This window comes from Deinococcus hopiensis KR-140 (assembly GCF_900176165.1).
Lineage (GTDB): Bacteria > Deinococcota > Deinococci > Deinococcales > Deinococcaceae > Deinococcus > Deinococcus hopiensis.
Window position 1 is genome coordinate 124,472 of sequence record NZ_FWWU01000003.1, and the last position, 17,677, is coordinate 142,148.

A 17,677-nucleotide genomic window follows, 5' to 3' on the forward strand; every position below is an offset into this window, starting at 1 on the left:
TGAACCGCTTGTTGTTTCTCGGTGAGGCGGCGAGCAGGCTCACCCAACCCTACACGTATACCTGGCGACCCATTGGCTGCGCGATGGACGTCCCTACCAGCAAGGCACGTGGCATCACGGCGCGTCTAAATCCCATGGGCGGCGTGGACTTTGCCACCGACAAAGTCCTCTACCGCGAGATCGAAGGCAACACCACAGCCGCCGACACCGTGGCTTTCGTCGAAATGCTGGCAGGGCAAGCTGATCCAGCCTGTCCCACGGTGCTTCTGATGGACCAAGCCAGCATTCATACCAGCGCCAGAGTGGGTCAACACCGCCAAAAGTGGAGAGAACATGGCCTGCTGATCGCGTATCTCCCGTCCTACAGCCCAGAACTCAACCCCTTGGAAGGACAGTGGCGCAAGCTCAAATACCACGACCTCCCACACCGCCAGCACGCTTCCAAAGCAGACCTTCGGGGAGCTGTTGGGGCTCCCAAGTGGGGTACCGCTGCATGATCCCTGCTTCTCCCGCTAGCCACCTACAAGGGCTGGAGGAGCGGCACCTGATTGGCAGGGAGGTTGGTCCCCGTGGGTCCGGTCAGGAAGGCCAGCGTACCCTCCACCGGGGACACGTCCAGCAGCACGGTCCGATGGAGTACCTGCCGCTCGGCCTGACCAGGCCTGGCTTCAATCCAGACGGTGGCGTTCTTCAAGTGTACGGTTCGTCCCCCGGGTCCGGTCGGGGCAGACATTTCCGAAGTCGCGGCGAGCACCTTGAGGGCGAGTTGGGTGATGGACCACCTTACGCCAACCACACCCGCACCATGACGGTGGAGCCGCGACCGGTGCACCTTGCCCGCGCCAGGATGACCCGGAGTTCCTCGGCGAGCACGGGAAGCGGCAGGAGTTCCAGGGCAGGTACGGCGTCAAGCGCGAAGCGCAGGGCGGTGTTCAGGTCCAACCCGGGCCTGCGCAGCAGGGACAGGAACGCGGCGTCGTGGCCCAGAGCCCGCGCACGCTGGCACAGCAACTCATAGGTGGGCGAGGTCGGTGCATCGGGCGGCTTCACGCCGTTGCGGAGGGCTGGTGATGTCATGGCCTCAGGGTAACGAGGTGAGGATGATTGCCGCATGACTGCCACGACCTCCCATCCGAGCACTGACGAAGCGGGTCCATCCGAACGGTGCGGACCAGCGCCGAACGGGCGAGAACGAGACAACATGAGGAGTTCCAGCCCAAAGAAAAGCCGCGCTCCTCAGGGAGCGCGGTCAGCAGCGTGCGTCCCCTGGGGAGCGGGTCACGGCTCGACCGTCACCGTGGCGGTCATGAAGGAGTGCTGCGCGCAGACCACGGTGTACGTTCCCGCCTGATCGAAGGTGACGGCGAAGCGCCCGCCCTTGCGCAGCGGCGGCGAGACCTTCACCCCCTTTACCTCGATGGTGTGGGCCGCCATGTCGTCGTTGATCCACACCACCTTGGTGCCGCGCTCCACGTGCAGGGGACCCGGGGCATACTTGAAGCCGCTGATATGGACTTCGACCGTTCCACCCTGAACTGGGAAGTTCTGGGCTGGGGGTGAGGGTGCCCCGTGGTCATGGGGGTGGGCGGGTGCAGCGGCAACCGGGGTGCTGTCGGCAGTGAGCTCGGGGCCGCCCACCACCATGAGGTGTATCCCGCCTGGGTCCACCCCATCGTTCGTGCTGTGGGGAGGGATGTGGTCGTGGAACGGAAAGGTGCCGTCCCGCCCCTTCACGAGCAGGTCGTAGCGCTCGCCGGGAGCGATCAGGACGGTGTCTGCCCGGTAAGGCAGGGGCAGGTCCTGGCCGTCCTTGGCGACCACCAGGAAGGTCATGCCGTGCAGGTGCATGCTGTGGACCTCCTGCCCGATGTTGAGCAGGCGAATCAGGTGCACCTCTCCCTGCGGAATCTGGAGGTCGGGGATGAGGGGATAGGACCTGCCGTTGACGAGGAAATAGTTGGGGTTGGTCCTGTGGGGGATCACATCCGGGTCCTGATGGCTGTCCCACTCGTCGAGCATGAGCACATGGTCTTTTGCCCATATGGGCTTGTCCCTCGGCTCAACGATGAGCGCGCCGTACATCCCCATGTCCAGGTGCAGGTTGGTCTCGACGTGGCAGTGGTACATGTGCGTTCCCGCGTCGGTCGCCACGAAGGCGTAGGAAAAGCTCTGCCCCGGCAACACGGCCTGTGAGGTGTGGGGCACGCCGTCCATCCCCTGCGCGAGCGACGTGATGCCGTGCAGATGGATGGAGTGGGCGCGGTCAGTGGTGTTCCGGAGCGTGATGCGGACGAGGTCGCCGACCTTTACCCGCAACTCAGGGCCGGGAACGCTCGGGGGTTGTCCCGGAAAGCCGAAGGCCCACTGCTTCACCCGCACCCCAGGAGTGATCTCGCTCATGGTCTCGTGGACCTCCAGCGTGAACTCCCGCACCTGACCTGTGAAGTTTTTCAGCGGTACCGTCCCATTCGGAGCCGCCACGAAGTCGCGGATCAGGCTGTCGTGGGCCGCGAAACTGCCGGAACTGGGTGCGGGGTGCTCGTGCGGCACGTCCAGGGCCCTGGTGGGACCACCCAGCAGCAGGAGGACGCCCAACACCCAGGAGGTCAGGCGCGGGGCAGGACGGAAGCGGAAGCGCGGGGGCAAAGGCGACATGGGGGCTCCGGGGGAACCGGGCGGGAGCGCACTCTGGCCCCGCCCGCGAGAGGGTTTACTTGACGTTCAGGCCGGTCATCATGCCCAGCATGAAGTGCGGCGCGTGCTGCTTGGCGCTGGGCAGGAAGCAGGCCACAACGTACTCACCGGGCGCGAGATCGAAGGACACGAAAGCGCTCCGCCCCTTGGAGATGGTCTCGAGGCCGCCCGCGTCCTCGAAGGGGGGCTCGCCCGCCTGCGAGGGGTCCGCCGCCTTGAAGAAGGCTTCCACGTCCTTCATCGTCTTGCCGTCCTTGATCCGCATCAGCATGAGGTGGTGCGTTTCCTGGCCCGCGTTGGAAACCTGCCACACCTGCTTCCCGGCCTTCACCGTGGCCGGCAGGACCACCTTGTACTCCTGCAGGGTGACCTTTACGTTCGCCTGGGGGGCTTTAACGCCGCTCGCCGCGCCGGTGACGTCGAAGGAGCGGTACTGCCCCAGGTCGTACAGGGCCTTGCCGTCCTCGCTCGCGCCGAAGCCGAATACCACGTAGCGGCCGGGCGTGAGGTTGGTGCCGAACTGGAAGGTGCTGCCCGGCATCACGCCGCCGCTGCCGCCCGCAAACTCGGCGATTTTCTCGATGGCGCTCATGTCCTCACCGTGTGAGGCCATCAGCGCGCTCAGGGCCGCCTTCACATCCGTGTCGCTCACGCTGCTCTTGAGGCGCGCCACAACCGGCGTGAAGGGTTGCTCGGTGGTGTTGCTGAAGGCGAAGGAGGTGTAGCCGGGGGCCACGCTCGTTGGCCCCGCGAGCGTGAAGGCCGCGTCCTTGCCGGTCAGGGTGAAGGTGGCGGCGGAGCCGTGCCCCGCGTGCGCCAGGGCAGCGGTGCTGAGGGCGAGGGTCAGGGTGGTGAGCAGCTTCTCTTTCATGTCGGTCTCCTTGTGGCCGCGCCGCTGGGCGCAAACTGGGCAGACCGTACCGGGAATACGATGGCGCGGGAATGACATGCCCCTCCGGGCAGTGTGGTTGCGGGGTGCGCTTCCTGGCCCTGGGGCAGGGACCGCTGCTCTGGAGCGGCTCACGTTGGCCTTCCACACGCTGAGGTCCTTCCAGTTCGCACCCCCGAGGAATCCGGCGGTGACTGTGTTGACACAGCGGAAAACGGGAGCGAGGGGAGACGGTGAGAGGTGGGGGAGACCTTCCCTGGGACTGGGAGCTTCACCACCACTGTCCACCCCCATCCCCAGCGGCGTGCCCGGTGTGCCGGAAGGCGGGCCTGCCATCACGTTTCTGCGTCTCCACACAGCAAAAGCGCTCGTCTGACCGGTGGAGAAATGTGAGCAAAAGTGGAGTCCCGGCCGCGTGCCTGTTGCTGGTCATTCTGCGCAACCTTCCTGGGCGGTCCCGCATGCATGAGCGCCGGATCAGGGAAGAACGCGGGGATGACTGCTGGGTGACCCGCCGCGCTCACGCCATCCGCCGGTCATCCCCTGGTTCCTACCGTGCCACCACGCTCGCCCCGAGTTGGGGCACTGGGAGACCACCATGAAGACCAAAACCACCCAGACCGTTACCGCTCTGCCGCGCACCGCCCTGCTCGCCGGGTACGGCGGGGCCGCCGCGCTGCGCACCGGGAGTACAGACGTGCCGCCCAGCGATACAACCGTGGGAGGAAGCCCTACCGGGCCGCCTGAGGTGCAGGGGGAGTGGCAGGCGGGCGAGTCAGCGTCGGTCGGGGACTACGCCCCCAACAGTCGGGCATGGCAGGGTGGCGCGGGCAGTAGCTTCAGCCTCAAGTTGAGGGCAGACGGCCCGTACCAGTACGCGGGTCTCCTCGCGTTGGACGCAGGGGCGTGCCAGGGCAAGATCCTCAGCGACGAGAAGGGCCGCGCCACGTTTGAGGACGGCAAGATGACCTTCACGCCCACCGAGGGTGCGGTGCGGCCGAGCGTATGGAACGGCCCCGTCAACCCGCCACTCCCTCCGTCCGCCGCTGGGCGCTGAGGGTAGACAACTCCGGCAGGGAGGCCCGGTTCACCCAGCTTCAGGACGGTTCGGGCGCGCCGGCCACCTTCTACCGCACCGACAAGCCGGGCAAGACCTCGCCCAGGATCGGTATTCGCGGCACCGTGACGTCACCGCAGGGCCGCAGCGTGCTGGTCACGCTGAGATTCAGCCTGTGGCGGGCAGCGGCAGAGAGGACGCCTTCGCCTTTCCGGTTCTGGAGGACCGGGCCTACGTGCTAATCGCAGTCCAGAGACCAACGGCAACGGTGTTGTGGACGGCGGTGACCTCGCGGACGCGTGCAGCACCGCGGACGCCCCCGGTCCCCGGGGCGGGCGTCCGGCCCCGTGGGTGACGTGAGCCCCGACCTCGCTTCCGTGAAGTGAGCCAGTCCTCCTCAGCAAAGCCCCTCGACAGACCCAGCCCCGGGTCAACCCAGGAGACCACCGTGAATGTACGCACCCTCGGACTTATCACCATGCTCTGCGCGCCCGCCATGCTCATCGACGGGTACCGCCACGGAATGGAGCGCACCCTCAACGGCGAGAACGATCTGACGGGCAACCTGCTCTACATGGCCTTTGCGGTGGGGTGGTGGTGCGCCATGCTGGGGTTGAGAAAGTTGCGCGCCGCTGGGCACGGCAGGCTTGGGCGCTTCATCGTCACCCTACCGCTGATCACAATCTTCCTGGCGGCCTTGCAAAGTCCCCTGGACACCGGTCACTTCAACATGCAGAGCCCTGTGTACATCGTCGCGGATCTCTGCTGGCCGCTGAGTATGGTGCTGACCTTCGCGGTGAGCGTCGCGGCGCTGTTCGCCCGGGTGCTGCCGCTACCGCTGCGCTTGGCTCCCCTGTTCTGCGGCGTCTCACTGCCCGTGGGCTTCGCGTACATGGCCTTCGCCAGGCTGCAGGACATGCCCCTCGCCGAGTTTGGCTGGCACACCGCCACCGGCTGGTTCCTGCTGGGACTCGCCCTGATGGCCGCGCAGTCCAGCAAAACACAGACGACGCTCGCCTCCGCGTAAGCGCGGGCACCTGGGCGGGTTGCCCCGCCCTTTCCCGCGCCTGCGTGCAGTTGAGCCACCGAAGGACGATCATCATGCATCAGACTCCCCATTCGGCCCTGGCCCTCCTCGCCCTCTCGCTCACGGCACCTGCCCTGGCAGGACCAGCGAAGTCAACACCCTGGGTCATGACCGGTGTGGTTCGCAACGCCGCTGGTCAACCCCTGGAGGGAGTGGAGGTCTCCGCCCACAACACCGTCTACTACAACGTGAATGTGCTCGCCCGGACCGACCGACAGGGCCGTTACCGCCTGGACCTGCCGCATGAGATCGGCACCTGGGCCCCCTACGCGACCCTCAAGCGGTCCTGGGGTAATCAGACGTTCATATTCACCGTCTACCCGGACGACGACTCGGCCTTTGCCGCGCGGGACGGTGGGGTGCGCGACTTCGTCTGGCGTGTTCAGGGCAACCGCGGGAACGGCGTGCTCGGCCAGAAGGTCAACGTGTACTACGGGGGTGGGGATGTGGACGAGGACAGCTGTGAGCTGACCTTCACCCCAGTGGGCCCCCTCATCGATGGCAGTACGGGAAAGACCTTCAAGCGCAAGTGCGGCCCCATCACCGACGTGGCCGTGGGCCACTACCGCATTTCGGCGACCCACGCCCCAGGTGGCACGCCCGTACCCCTGGAGGTGAAGGCCGAGGGGCAGGGCGCCTACGCCGATGTCACCGTGGGTACATTTCGCGAGACCCTGTACGGAATCCGCATGGAACTGTCCTACCGCACTCCGCAGAAGTAGGCGGGTCAAGGGGACGGTGATACGGTTTGCGCGGATCAGCCGTTACAGCCCCCTCCGCTCCGGTGCTTGCACGCCTCTCCGTCACCGTTTTTCCTGCTCGCTCTGCTCGCGTAAGCCCGTGACTGCACCGCGGATCACCCGCAGTCCTGATGGTGTGTCCCCACGTGCTCGCAAAGGTGCAGCGGGCTCCCCCATCCTGCTTGCTCCAGCTCGTTCAGCGATGGAAACAGCCTTCGGCCGCACAGACTATGGCCGCCAGCCGCTGCCCTCCGCCCGGAACCCCCGTACTGGACCCGGGCGGGGTCAGGAGTGAAGTAGGGCGAGGCGGAGTGGCCAGCCTTCAAGGTCTCGCCTCTGCGTGGACTACCCCTTCGCGACCTGGGCGGGTTCGTGCCCCACAGGCGAGCGGCGGCGCCCGTACTCTTCCAGGAAAGTCGCCTGAAATTCTTCTGGGACGTTCTGCACAGCCTGCTCCAGCCACGTCGCGGCGGCCCCACGGAACTCGGGTGCCCGGGGAGCGCCCAGGGCTTCCAGCACTTCCTCGTGGGTGCGCAAGACCTCACCCAGAGGAAATTCTGGGGTGAACGCCGCGCAAAGCTGTGTGGCTGCGGCGCTGTCCTCGGCCGCCTGCTTGAGCTGGCCGAGCGCGAGGTGGGCCTGGGCACGGCGGGTGAGGGCTGCGATTTCCACGCCGCCCAGCTCGTCCTCGCGCGCGAGGACGAGGGCTGTCTCAGCGTCCAGCAGGGCTCGGGTGGGGGAGAGCGTCGGCCCGCGTGCAAGAAGGAGGCGGGCGTGTTCATAGGCGTTGAGGCGTGTGCCCGGCTGGGCGAGCGCGGCGTCAAAGACTGCCCCGGCCTCCTCACCCCGCCGCGCCAGCGTCTGTGCCTTGAGCAGCAGCAGGTGGGGTACGTCAAGCGGCTGGAGATCGGCGCGTGCCTCCACGGTGATCACCTCGGCCCTCGCCAGATCTGCTGCGCCCAGCGTCAGGAACAGGCGGGCCAGATCCAGGTGAAGGAGGCTGCGCCACCACACCTGGTCCTGCTCGGGCAGGTTCAGCGCCCCGCGCAGGGTCGCCAGTGCCCCCCGGTAATCACCCAGCGCATGCTGGGCCAGGAAGGTGCTGTGCGCTTGCGCCAGGTGGTAGTAGCTGTCCACGTCCAGCCGCGCCAGCACCTCGCCCGCCCGCTGGGCGGCGTCCAACGCGCGGGGGGCCAGGCCGAGCTCATGCCACATCACCGCCATCTTGGCGAGGGCCGACACCTGCCCGGTCTGGTCCCCGGACACGTCGGTGTACAGCGCCAGCGCCTGCTCAAAGTGGTTGAGCGCGGCGCGGCGATGGGCGAAGCCCTCAACTCGCCCCAGGCCGATGTGGGTAATGGCGTGCAGAGATCCATGATTCAGTTCGCTGGCGATCTGCGCCATCTGCCTCAGGTGGTCCCGCGCCTCGTCCAGCCGTCCACAGAAGAGGGTAACCGCCGTGAGCGCCTCGTGGCACACCGCCTGTAGTTCCCGGTCCCCGACCTCACGCGCCCGGTCCAGGGTGGTGCCGGACAGCGCCTCCAGACCTGCCCAGTCGCCCTGTTCGTACAGCCGGTGCATCCTCGCCTCATAGGCCCGGGCGTGCTGCGTGGGGGTACGGGCCAGACCGGTGAGCCGTTCGCCCAGCCGGGGCAACTCGGCCTGGTACGAGATCTCCACCGTCAGGCGCATCGCGGTGTAGACCGCCTCAAAGGCCCCGTCCAGGCTGCCACGGGCCTCAAAAATGTCGGCCGCCTGCTCGCAGAAGGCGGCGGCTTCGCGCAGTCGTCCCTGACGCCGCGCCAGCTCGGCCGCTTCCAGCAGGTGCGGCGCGGCCTTCTCGTCGTCGCCTCCCTCCAGCCAGTGCCGGGCCACCCGCGCCCCCCTGACCCCCTCGCGCTCCAGCATCCGTGCCGTGCTGCGGCCGAGCAGCCGCCGCACTGACTGGGGAATACCCGCAAGCACCGTTTCCCGCACGAGGTCGTGGGAAAAGTCCTCGCCCGACATGACCTGCGCTTCTTCCAGCTCCTCCCAGGCGGCGGCTGTGTCGAGCAGTGGTGCTCCCAGCACAGCGGCCACAAGCTCGATGCGCACGTCGCTCTGCAGCACGGCCGCGCCGCGTGCCGCCCCCAGGGCTGCCGGAGACAGCTTGGCGAGCCGCCCCTCGATCAGCTGCGAGACCCGTGCCGAGACGGGCAGGGCTCCGTCTCCGCGGGGACTCTCGATGAGGTGTTTGACCGTTTCCAGCAGAAAGAGGGGATTGCCGCCCGTGAAGCGCGCGAGCTGAGGTCCCATCTCCCGCACGGAGGGCACGTCGAGGTCGCGCAGCAGCGTCCCCACCGCCTCTGGAGCCAGCGGTTCGAGGTCCAGCCGCACGCCATGGCCCGCTCCCACAATCTGCCCAAAAATCTCAGCGGTGGGGGCGGGAAGCTCGGCCGGGCGAACGGTCGCAATCAGCCGGGGCACGCCCCCCGATTGACCGAGGGGAAACGAGGATGAGATCAGCACGAACCCCGCCTCGATCGACGCTGGGTCAGCGAGGTGCAGGTCGTCGTACACGAAGGCGCTCACCCCTGCCAGCCCCATGCGGAAGACGTGGTGAATCGCGGCGTGCAGCCGGGCGTCTGGCCCGGTCGGCGCCGGGGCACCGTCCAGCAATTCGGGCAGCAGGCGGGAGAGGCTGGACCGCATCCAGGGCTCCAGCGGCAGGTCTGGCACGCGCGCGAGGACGCGGCGCAGGTTGCGGGTGGTCGTGGCGTACGGCACGAGCGCGTCGCCTGGTCGGCCCTCCAGCACGACCACCTCCCCCTTGCTGGCGGCGAAGTCTCGCGCCAGCCGCGACTTGCCCATTCCGCCCTCGCCCGCCAGGATGATGAACTGCCCCGCCTCCCAGGCCTCCTCCATTCGCGCCCATTCGGGCTCACGCCCAATCAGGCTGGGTGGACGCAAGACGCTAAGCGGAATGCGGGGCCGGTTGAGCGCAGCGGCGGGTGGGGTGCCGCGCTCGACCTCCCGGGCAAGCGCCAGCGTTTCGGGGAGTGGGCCGGTACCGAACTCGCGCTGCAGCACCGTACGGCAGCGCTCGAACGCTGCCAGCGCCGCTCCCCGGTCTCCCGACAGGTAATGCAGGCGCATCAGGCGGCGGTAGACCTCCTCCGACACCGGATTGAAGTCGAGGAGCTGGGCGGTGGTGACGAGGGCCCCGGTCAGGTCGCCCGATTCCTCCTGCCGCGCCGCTGTCCGTCCCAGCCGCTCGGCCCGCACGTTGTCAAGCCGCTCGCGCCAGGCCAGCAGCCAGTCAGCCAGATCCGGGCGATCGTCGAAGTGCACCTCCTCGAGCAGGGTGCCCGGTGGGGTCTCGCCCGCGTTGTCCTCCTGGGACCCGTTCAGCTGGGAGGCGTCGACCCAGACCTCCTCGGAGAGACCCACCCGGTCATCCGCGTGCAGCAGGTCCTCGCCGTAGGTCCGGTGAATCCGGCGAATCAGGTGGACGAGGTTGTTGCGCGCCGCCCCTTCCGGCGTTTCGGGCCACAGCAGCCCCGCCAGGCGAGACCGCAGGGTGGGGCCTTCGAGCGCCAGATAGGTCAGAAGGGCCAGACCGTTGCCCTCCGGCCGCAGCGTTTGGCCGTCGGGCCGGACCAGACGCGGTTTGCCCAGGACCTCCAGTCGCCAGCAGGAAGCTGTGTTCACGTTGTCTTCATGTTACGGAAAAAATTGGCAGGGAAAGCGGCAGGTCTACATTTGGTGGAAGGGGCTGGCAGGGAGAGGGGTGCGGGTCTCCCCGAGGAAGCTGCCGCTGCGGCGCACCGCTGATACTGTCCGCAGGCAGCCACGTTCCCGGGCAGAAGACAGCCTGGGGACCGGTGGGTTGCCCTGACCGTCGACTACCCCGCGCGTGGCGTCAGGGCCGTGTGGGCCCGTTCGCGCAGACGCCCGGCCTCCCCGGGCTGGCCGGCCTCCTCAAAGGCGGCGGCCGCTTCGAGGTCGTGGGCGGCGGCCTCACCAAAGCGGTAGGCGGCGCGCGCCTCCTCCCCCGCACGAACGAACCACGGCGCGGCCTCACGCGGCTCTCCGCCCTCGCGCCAGTGCCGGGCGATCCGTGCAGGAGGGGAATGGTGCGAGGTGAGCGTCCGGGCCGCCGAGCGGTGCAGCAGCCGCCGCACAGCTCCCGGCACGCCCGAAAGCACGGCGTCGGCGATCAGGTCGTGCTCAAAGCCCTGACTGCGCACGACCTGCGCGGTCTCCAGTTCCTCCCACGCGGTCGCCGTTTCCAGCAGTGGTGCCCCAAGCACCTGTGCCACCAGCTCCAGGTCGAAGTCGCTGCCAAGCACGGCGGCGGCGCGGGCCGCGTGCAGCGCGCCCGGAGAAAGGCGGGAGAGCCGCGAGGCGATGACTTGACCAGCCGAGTCGGGCAGGGGCAGACCTCCCTGCGCGGGACCCTCTTCCAGGCCCGCCTCGCGCAGGCTGCGGGCGGTTTCGAGCAGCAGCAGGGGATTGCCCCCGGTGTAACGGGCGAGGGCGGGGACGAGGTCTCCCCGGACGGGCAGGTCCAGTTCTCTGACCAGCTGCTCGACCGCCCCAGCGTTCAGCGGCTCCAGTTCCACGAGGGCGACGAGTCCGGCCCCCACCATCGCGCCCAGCACCCCCTGCTGCATGGGGCTGAGTTCGCCCTTGCGGAAGCAGTGGATGGTGCGGTAGTCAGCTGCCGGGTCCCCCCAGCCCAGGTGCGCGAAGACGAACGCCCCCGCCTCGATGCTCGCCTCGTCCATAAACTGCGTGTCGTCAAAGACCAGGCGGTGCAGGCCCCGCGCGATGGCCGCGCCCAGGGCATCGGTCTTGGCCTGCCAGAAGCGCGTCTTCTGGGTTTCGTCCGTAATGGGAGCGGGTGCGGGCCCGAGGTGCGGGAGGATCCGCGCGAGCTCCTCCCGCACCCCATCAGGCAGGTCCAAGTCAGGGTAGGCCGCGAGTACCTGACGGTAGGTACGCGAGTGCGTGGCGTAGGGCAGACCCGCGTCGCCCAGGCACCCCCGGAAGCGCATCCCGCCCCCGTGGGCCTCCAGGAAATCGAGCGCCAGACGCGTCTTGCCAACGCCCGGCTCGCCCGTCAAGACGATGCCCTTCCCAGCCGCCCACGCCGCCTCCATCTGCGCCCAGGCTTCCTCACGACCCACCAGGGGCGGTTCCACGTTTTGCCTGGAGGAGGCCTTCGGCGCAGCAAAGGGGACCAGGGTGCCGCGCCCAATGTCGCGCGCCAGGGCCTGGGTCTCGGGCAGGGGTTCGTTTCCGAAGGCGTTCCGCAGACGCTGAGCGCCCACCTCGTACACGGCCTGCGCCCGCGCCGGATCGCCCAGGAGGTAGTGCAGCCGCATCTCGCGGCGCAGTCCGTCTTCCGAGGTGGGGTCCAGGCCGCGCAGGCGGCCCACCACGTCGAGCGCCTCTGTCCAGCGGCCCGCGTCCTCCAGGCGCTGCGCCTCGGCGCGCCACCTCGCGCCGCGTTCGCCACTCAGCCGCTCGCGCCACGAAAGCAGCCAGTCGCCCAGTTCGGGCAACTCCGGCCACGTGACGCCCTCCAGCAGCTCGCCCGTGGCCCGGGTGTCCCGCACATCCACCTCGACCTCCGGGGCCAGGCTGAGGACGTCGCCCGCCTGCACGAGTTCCGCCCCAAGCTGCGCCCTCATCCGGCGCAGGAGGTGAACGAGATTGTTGCGCGCCGCTGACTCGCCAGTCTCGGGCCACAGCCGCCCGGCCAGTTGGGTTCGGGAAGTCGGGCCCTCCAGCGCGAGGTGTGCAAGCACCGCGAGCATCTTGCCCTCGCAGCGAGGGCGCTGACCTTCAGGAGCCTGCAGGGCCGGGGAACCCAGCAGCGTGAGTCGCCAGGTGCGGGTTGAGTCTGACACGATCCAAGCTAGCAAGCCGGGCCGCCAGGCATGGTGTTCCCACTGCGCCCGCCCGGCCGCAACCGACGTCGGGGCGTTACCAACAAAGGCCCGTTCCAACGCTCCCAACGCAGGCTCCCCGGAGTTCACGCGCAAGGCCCTGGACCGAGGGGCCTTGGTTGTTGAGCGGTTCCTCGGGCCTGTCTCCTCACCGGGTGAAGGGGAGCAGGCAAGGCTGTGGTTCAGACCTGTCAAGCGCTGTCGTGGGGAGCCGGGCTCAGGCTTGGGGGGCTGTCAGCATCTGCGCGAAGACCGCCACGAGCTGGGGGTCGAAACAGTGACCTGCGCAGCGTTGAAGTTCGGCGAGGGCGGCCTCCCGCGTCCAGGCAGGTTTGTAGGGACGGGCGGAGGTCAGGGCGTCGTACACGTCGGCCACGGCCACGATGCGCACAGGCAGGGAGAGCCGAGGGCCCGGCGCCGGCGTGCAGTGGGGGTCGTGATGGTGCCGGGCCACCTGAATCACGGACGCGGGCAGGACCTTATACGCTGCGAGCAGGGCCGCGCCCCCCTGGGCGTGCAGGTCCACCCAGCGGCGCTCCTCGACTGTCAGCGCGGCGGGTTTGTTCAGAATGGCCGTGGGCACGAACAGCTTGCCGATGTCATGCAGCAGGGCGCTCCAGTGAAGCTCCCGCCGCTCGGTGGGGCTTAGGCGCAGCGCCTGACCCAGCGCTCCGGCAAGCTGCGCCACCCGGAAGCTGTGCTGCAGCGACGCCCCGTCGTGTGCACCCAGCTGACCGAGGAGGGTGCAGATGAGGTCTTCAATCTGCCCATCGGCACTGTCAGGTGTGGGCAGGAAGCGGTCCCTGGGCTTGGGGGTGGGTGCAGACATGACGAACTCCAGACGGCTCGCCCGGCGTGGTCCCCGCCACCCCACAGATGAGCCCCGGGAGCGGAGCACCGCTTGAACGGTGTGGGCAGAAGAGGAGGGGACCGGGCGATTCATAGCCAGAGCGTAAGGGGGCAGGGGTGATCGGGGCATGACACGTGGAAAAATCCCTCCTTTGCGGGGACAAGGCCACCTTCCGGGCTTTTGCCAGGAGGCCGCGCTGCGAGGGGCCGACCGTTTTTCGCCGATCTGGAAGCGCTTCAGCAGACCCTGTCTGTGGCGGCTGGGATTCTTCCCGCCCTCACAGCTTGCCGGGCCTGACCAGTTCCTGACGCTGAAGTGGGGAAAAGGACCACGCACTCGCATCACGCGGGAATCATCCCCCCTTCTTTAAGGTGATCGCATGACCGCTTCCCCCTCTGCTCCCCCTCTTCCTGTTGCCCGGGGCTGCTCCTGGGCGGTGTATGCCCGGCAGCCGCAGGCCTTCGCCTTTCCCTTTGGTGGCCGTTCTGCCCTGCCCGCCCTGCCGGTCCGGTCACATCTCGTCCGCGTGGTGGTGACCCTCGTTGCCCTTGCCGGTGCGCTCTCCTGGCTGAGCTGCGCGCTGATCTGGAGTCGTCTGGGCAGCGTTGCACCGCTTTGGGCCGAGGCGCTTCTCGCCGCCCTGACCCTCGCGGCCCTGCTGCTGGCTTTTGAGGGAGGGCTGTGGCACACGCGCGTCGGGCGGTGGTTGGGCTGGCCGCTGCCGGATCTGCGCGGCACCTGGCGCGGGCTGATCACGCCCACCTCCCTGCCGCCGGGGACTGTCAACCCAGGCGCATTGATGGCTTTCCTGGTGGTTCGCCAGTCGGCCCTGCGGGTCCGCGTGACGCTGTACACCCTAGACCGCCAGGCAGAGGGGTTGCGCTCGGCCTTTCTCGACACCCCTCAGGGCTTGGAACTGGTCTACACCTACCGCAGCGTGCCCCGCCTCAGCCCTGCGCGGCAAGTTGGTCCTGTGCTGGGCACCACCACGCTTCGGCTGGAGGACCGGGTGCCGAGGGTCCTGCAAGGCCGCTTCGTCACGGGGCGCGGCACATCCGGCGAGTTGCGGTTGCTGGACCACTGCGTGCGGACCGCGCACACCTACGGGGAGGCGCTCGCCCTACCCTACGGTTCGCGCCGATGAGGCACGCGGACCGGTGTCCTTCTCTCCGGCCTCCATGTGGGGCCGGTTTGTTTTGGCAGGGGGAGGACTGCCGGTGGAACTGCCGGTCACCCGGCACCCCGCCACGACCTTTGGAGCTGTAGCGGCCGCACTCGGCGCAACCCAGGCCGACACGGCCACCTCCGCCACACGGTTGATGAAGCTCGGCGGTCCGGAGGCCCAGCGCTGCGCGCGCCTGTGCGGGGACGCAGCGCAGACCTGCGTGGAGAACGCCCTCGCCGCCAGCTCCCGTGATCTGGCAGGCTCCCCGCCCCGAAGGGAACTCCCCACGACCCTTCCCCTCAAAATCGGCGTTGGTTGCCCGGTAGGCGGCGGAAGCGTCACCGACGGCCCCGTTCCTCCGGGCTGCACCGCCGGATGGAACAGAGCTTCACGGTGCGCTGCACACGGTCCGCAGATTTCTACGCGCCGGGCCGTATGGTGCGTTGCTGCTGGAGGTTCGGGTTGACGGCCGGTTCGTCGATCACCGGTCAGCCGCCGCGTTCCAGGGCAGGATGAACTTCCAGGCGAGTCAGGGCCGCTTGCCGGGCGTCCTCCGAGCGCCGCGCACCGTCCAGATCGCTCACGGCCGCATAGGTCTGCGCGGCCTGCGCGTAGAAGTCGGCGGCCTCGGCCTCGCGCAGCGTTGCCTGTGCGGCCTGGCCTGCCCGGAAAAGCCATTCGGCAGCCTGGTGAAGCTCGCCGGCCTCACGCCAGTGCCTCGCCACCTGGCTGGGATGCACCGAATGCTGAGCCAGGACCCGGGCGCCCGCGCGGTGCAGCAGGGTCCGCACGCCGGGGGACATGCCGCCCAGCAGCGCCTCACGAACGCGGTCATGACTGAGGCGCTCGCCGCTGACGACCTGGGCGGCTTCCAGTTCCTCCCAAGCGATGGCGAGGGCGAGCAGGCCGGTGCCCAGTACCTCGGCGAGGCGTTCCAGCGAGAAGCCGTCTTCCAGCACCGCCGCTCCGCGAGCGGCCTGGAGCGCGGTGGGGGAGAGCCCGGCCAGCCGCCCGGCAATGAGGGACGTGACGCCGGAAGCGCGCGCCCGTAGCGCGTCATCCACCTCGAATTTCCCGGTCTGGAACATGTGCCGCAGCGCTTCGAGCATGAACTGCGGGTTGCCGCCGGTCAAGCTGTGGAGCTTGTGCGGCAAGTCCGCCGCGCCCGGCGGCATTTCCGGTAGGGCAGCCAGGAGGTCCGCCACCCCCCCAGGATCCAGGGGTGCGAGCTCGATGCGGGCGGCTACCCCCCGGTCCACCAGCCCGTCCACCCGGGCCTGGGTGGACGGAGGCAGGTGGCCCTGGCGGTAGAGGATCAGGTGCCGGGGTCCCTCGTCCGGCCCGCCGGGCATGTCCCCCTGTGTGAGGAAGAAAGCTCCGAGTTCCACAGTGGCCGGGTCGTAGTGCTGCACGTCGTCGTTGATGACGGCCGCGAAGCCAGGAGAGGTGAGGCGCACGACCTCCAGGTGGGCGAGGTAGTAGTTCAGCCGGTCGGCCTCCGACGCGATGGGCTGCGGGGGGTCTCCCTGTCCGAGTTCAGGCAGTAGGCGGCCGAGTTCACGCCGAACCCAGCCGGGGAGCGTGACGTGCGGCGCAGCCGCCAGTCGCGCGCGGGCATTGTGCGTGGCGGCAGCAAAGGGCGTATGCTCCGCGCCGACGTGACCGGGAAGGTACAGCGCCCGGCCCTTGCTGCCCACGAAGTCCTGCGCCAGCCGGGTCTTGCCCACCCCCGCCTCGCCCGTGATGTAGATCGTTTGGTGGCGCCTCCACGCGGCTTCGAGTTGCGCCCAGGAGGTTTCCCGCCCGACCAGGGCGGGGGGGCGCAGGACGGCCAGCGGCAGGGGAGTGGGCCGCGCTGCCGCGTCCGGCAGGACCTCTCCCCGATCAATCCGCCGCGCCAGCGCCTGCGTCTCCGGTTCGGGAGTTCCGCCCACCTCCCGCTGCAGCACTTCGCAGCAGCGCGCGTAGGCCTGCAGCGCGGCGGGACGGTCACCAGCAAGGTAATGGGCCCGCATCAGGTGACGCCAGATGTCCTCGGAAAGCAGGTCGGCGTTCAGCAGTGCCTGCAGCGCCGTCACCGCCGCCGCGTGGTCGCCACGCGCCTGGGCCGCCGCCACCGCGCGCAGCGCAGCCGCTCGCCGCGCTTCCAGCAGGCGCTCGCGCCAGGCCAGGACCCATTCCTCCAGGTCGGGCAGGTCGGACAGCTCCAGGGACGAGAGCAGTTCGGCCCGGCCCTCGGGCCAGGGGCCCTCGCCCCTCAGCGCCGCCTGCGCGTCTATCTCCAGGCCACCCACCAACCTCAGCGCCTGATCTCCCTCCACGAGCGCTGCCCCTGCGGCGCGGCGCAGTCGCCGCAGGAGATGCACCAGGTTATTGCGCGCCCGGGCGGTGGGTGCGTCCGGGTACAGCAGTCCGGCCAGACGGGCGCGGGGCGTTTCTCCCTCCAGCGCGAGGTAGGCCAGCAGGGCCGCTGTGCGGTGTTCCATTCCTTCCAGGCGCACTCCGGGCCCTACCAGCCTCGGGCCCTCCAGCACCTGCAGGCGCCACCCCACCCCCTGTCCCTCACCTGTCATGAGGCGTGAATTCTACCAAGGAGGATGTCGGGTGGGTTCGTCCCGGCGGTCCCTCACGTCACAGCCAGGCGGTCGATCAGGGTGCTCCGAGTCAAGCAAGGCTTTCGTGGCCTGTGGTGGCTGCACCAGCGGGGAAGAACGGACCGGGTTCGCGATCAGCGGCCGTGAAACCGCGGACTCACCCCACTCGGCATGTAGGGCGGCGCAGCGGTAACGCTCCGGGAGGGCCACCTCATCCAGGCGTCACTGGCAAGGCGGCAATAAGGAGCACGCCGCCAGGACCTGGGGCGTGCCCGGAGATGTCCCCAGGAGCTAACCCAATGGCGAGCGCCGCGCGAGTTCACCGTACAGGTGCTCGATACAGTCGTCGAGGTTGCCGAAGTGCCGCCGCTCGCCGTGCGTCCCCTCCCGCAAAGACGCCCGCCAGTGCTCACTGTCCTGCTGGCCCTCGTACCACACCCGCAACACGTAGACCCGTCCGTCCAGGCCGAGCAGCTGTCCGCCCATCTCCTCTTCCATGCCCTCCTCCTTTCAACGCCGTTCACGGCGGTGGCCGCGACGGGCCTTCACCGTAGTGGACCGGGGATGGCGAGAGGATGGCTGCTTCGCCCACATCATTGGCGAATCATCCTCCCACGCGTGGCCTCTGTGCCAGACGGTCTGCGCGCGATGCGCCCGCGAAGGGA

The 17,677-nt window shown here is 68.8% G+C and carries 15 protein-coding genes; 6 read left to right on the forward strand and 9 right to left on the reverse strand.

All coding sequences use genetic code 11. The annotated features are described in order from the left end of the window. Positions 1 to 8: 8 nt before the first annotated feature. Entirely contained in the window at positions 9 to 497 is a 489-nt protein-coding gene (locus tag B9A95_RS33130; protein WP_170928385.1) for a transposase, read from the forward strand. Positions 498 to 520: 23 nt separating this feature from the next. On the opposite strand, the gene B9A95_RS31445 is transcribed toward B9A95_RS33130, so the two are convergent. The 4 genes from B9A95_RS31445 to B9A95_RS02425 form a co-directional block, all read right to left on the reverse strand. Beyond that, positions 521 to 796: a hypothetical protein gene (locus B9A95_RS31445; protein ID WP_139806400.1), complete on the reverse strand. Its 276-nt coding sequence runs from the start codon at positions 794 to 796 to the stop codon at positions 521 to 523. Beyond that, positions 784 to 1,077, reverse strand: a complete 294-nt coding sequence (locus B9A95_RS02415; protein ID WP_084045371.1) for a hypothetical protein — start codon at positions 1,075 to 1,077, stop codon at positions 784 to 786. The genes B9A95_RS31445 and B9A95_RS02415 overlap by 13 nt, the downstream gene beginning before the upstream one ends. A gap of 201 nt (positions 1,078 to 1,278) precedes the next feature. Further along, positions 1,279 to 2,655, reverse strand: coding sequence for a multicopper oxidase domain-containing protein (locus B9A95_RS02420; RefSeq protein ID WP_084045372.1), 1,377 nt, complete (start codon positions 2,653 to 2,655; stop codon positions 1,279 to 1,281). A gap of 55 nt (positions 2,656 to 2,710) precedes the next feature. Continuing rightward, entirely contained in the window at positions 2,711 to 3,565 is an 855-nt protein-coding gene (locus B9A95_RS02425; protein WP_084045373.1) for a hypothetical protein, read from the reverse strand. A 616-nt stretch (positions 3,566 to 4,181) separates the two neighbouring features. Here B9A95_RS02425 and B9A95_RS02430 point away from each other — a divergent pair. From B9A95_RS02430 to B9A95_RS02440, 3 genes are all read left to right on the forward strand, one after another. Then, entirely contained in the window at positions 4,182 to 4,640 is a 459-nt protein-coding gene (locus B9A95_RS02430) for a hypothetical protein (protein ID WP_084045374.1), read from the forward strand. 448 nt (positions 4,641 to 5,088) lie between these two features. After that, entirely contained in the window at positions 5,089 to 5,667 is a 579-nt protein-coding gene (locus tag B9A95_RS02435) for a hypothetical protein (RefSeq protein WP_084045375.1), read from the forward strand. A 74-nt stretch (positions 5,668 to 5,741) separates the two neighbouring features. After that, entirely contained in the window at positions 5,742 to 6,449 is a 708-nt protein-coding gene (locus tag B9A95_RS02440; RefSeq protein ID WP_084045376.1) for a carboxypeptidase-like regulatory domain-containing protein, read from the forward strand. A 363-nt stretch (positions 6,450 to 6,812) separates the two neighbouring features. On the opposite strand, the gene B9A95_RS02445 is transcribed toward B9A95_RS02440, so the two are convergent. The 3 genes from B9A95_RS02445 to B9A95_RS33135 form a co-directional block, all read right to left on the reverse strand. Next, entirely contained in the window at positions 6,813 to 10,157 is a 3,345-nt protein-coding gene (locus B9A95_RS02445) for an ATP-binding protein (RefSeq protein ID WP_084045377.1), read from the reverse strand. A gap of 194 nt (positions 10,158 to 10,351) precedes the next feature. Further along, complete coding sequence (locus tag B9A95_RS02450; protein ID WP_139806401.1) at positions 10,352 to 12,364, reverse strand: ATP-binding protein; 2,013 nt, start codon at positions 12,362 to 12,364, stop codon at positions 10,352 to 10,354. A gap of 256 nt (positions 12,365 to 12,620) precedes the next feature. After that, a complete protein-coding gene (locus tag B9A95_RS33135) occupies positions 12,621 to 13,232 on the reverse strand; it encodes an HD-GYP domain-containing protein (RefSeq protein WP_170928386.1) in 612 nt (203 codons plus the stop codon). Positions 13,233 to 13,632: 400 nt separating this feature from the next. Here B9A95_RS33135 and B9A95_RS02460 point away from each other — a divergent pair, with 400 nt between their 5' ends. Both B9A95_RS02460 and B9A95_RS31450 read left to right on the forward strand, forming a co-directional pair. Next, positions 13,633 to 14,397, forward strand: coding sequence for a hypothetical protein (locus B9A95_RS02460; protein WP_084045380.1), 765 nt, complete (start codon positions 13,633 to 13,635; stop codon positions 14,395 to 14,397). A gap of 73 nt (positions 14,398 to 14,470) precedes the next feature. Then, positions 14,471 to 14,884, forward strand: coding sequence for a hypothetical protein (locus B9A95_RS31450; protein WP_139806403.1), 414 nt, complete (start codon positions 14,471 to 14,473; stop codon positions 14,882 to 14,884). A gap of 22 nt (positions 14,885 to 14,906) precedes the next feature. Here the strand turns inward: B9A95_RS31450 and B9A95_RS02465 are convergent, their stop codons facing one another. Both B9A95_RS02465 and B9A95_RS02470 read right to left on the reverse strand, forming a co-directional pair. Beyond that, on the reverse strand, positions 14,907 to 16,991 hold the full coding sequence (locus B9A95_RS02465; RefSeq protein WP_084045381.1) for a BTAD domain-containing putative transcriptional regulator: 2,085 nt from the start codon (positions 16,989 to 16,991) through the stop codon (positions 14,907 to 14,909). A 312-nt stretch (positions 16,992 to 17,303) separates the two neighbouring features. Next, a complete protein-coding gene (locus B9A95_RS02470; protein WP_084045382.1) occupies positions 17,304 to 17,510 on the reverse strand; it encodes a hypothetical protein in 207 nt (68 codons plus the stop codon). Between the last annotated feature and the right edge of the window lie 167 nt (positions 17,511 to 17,677).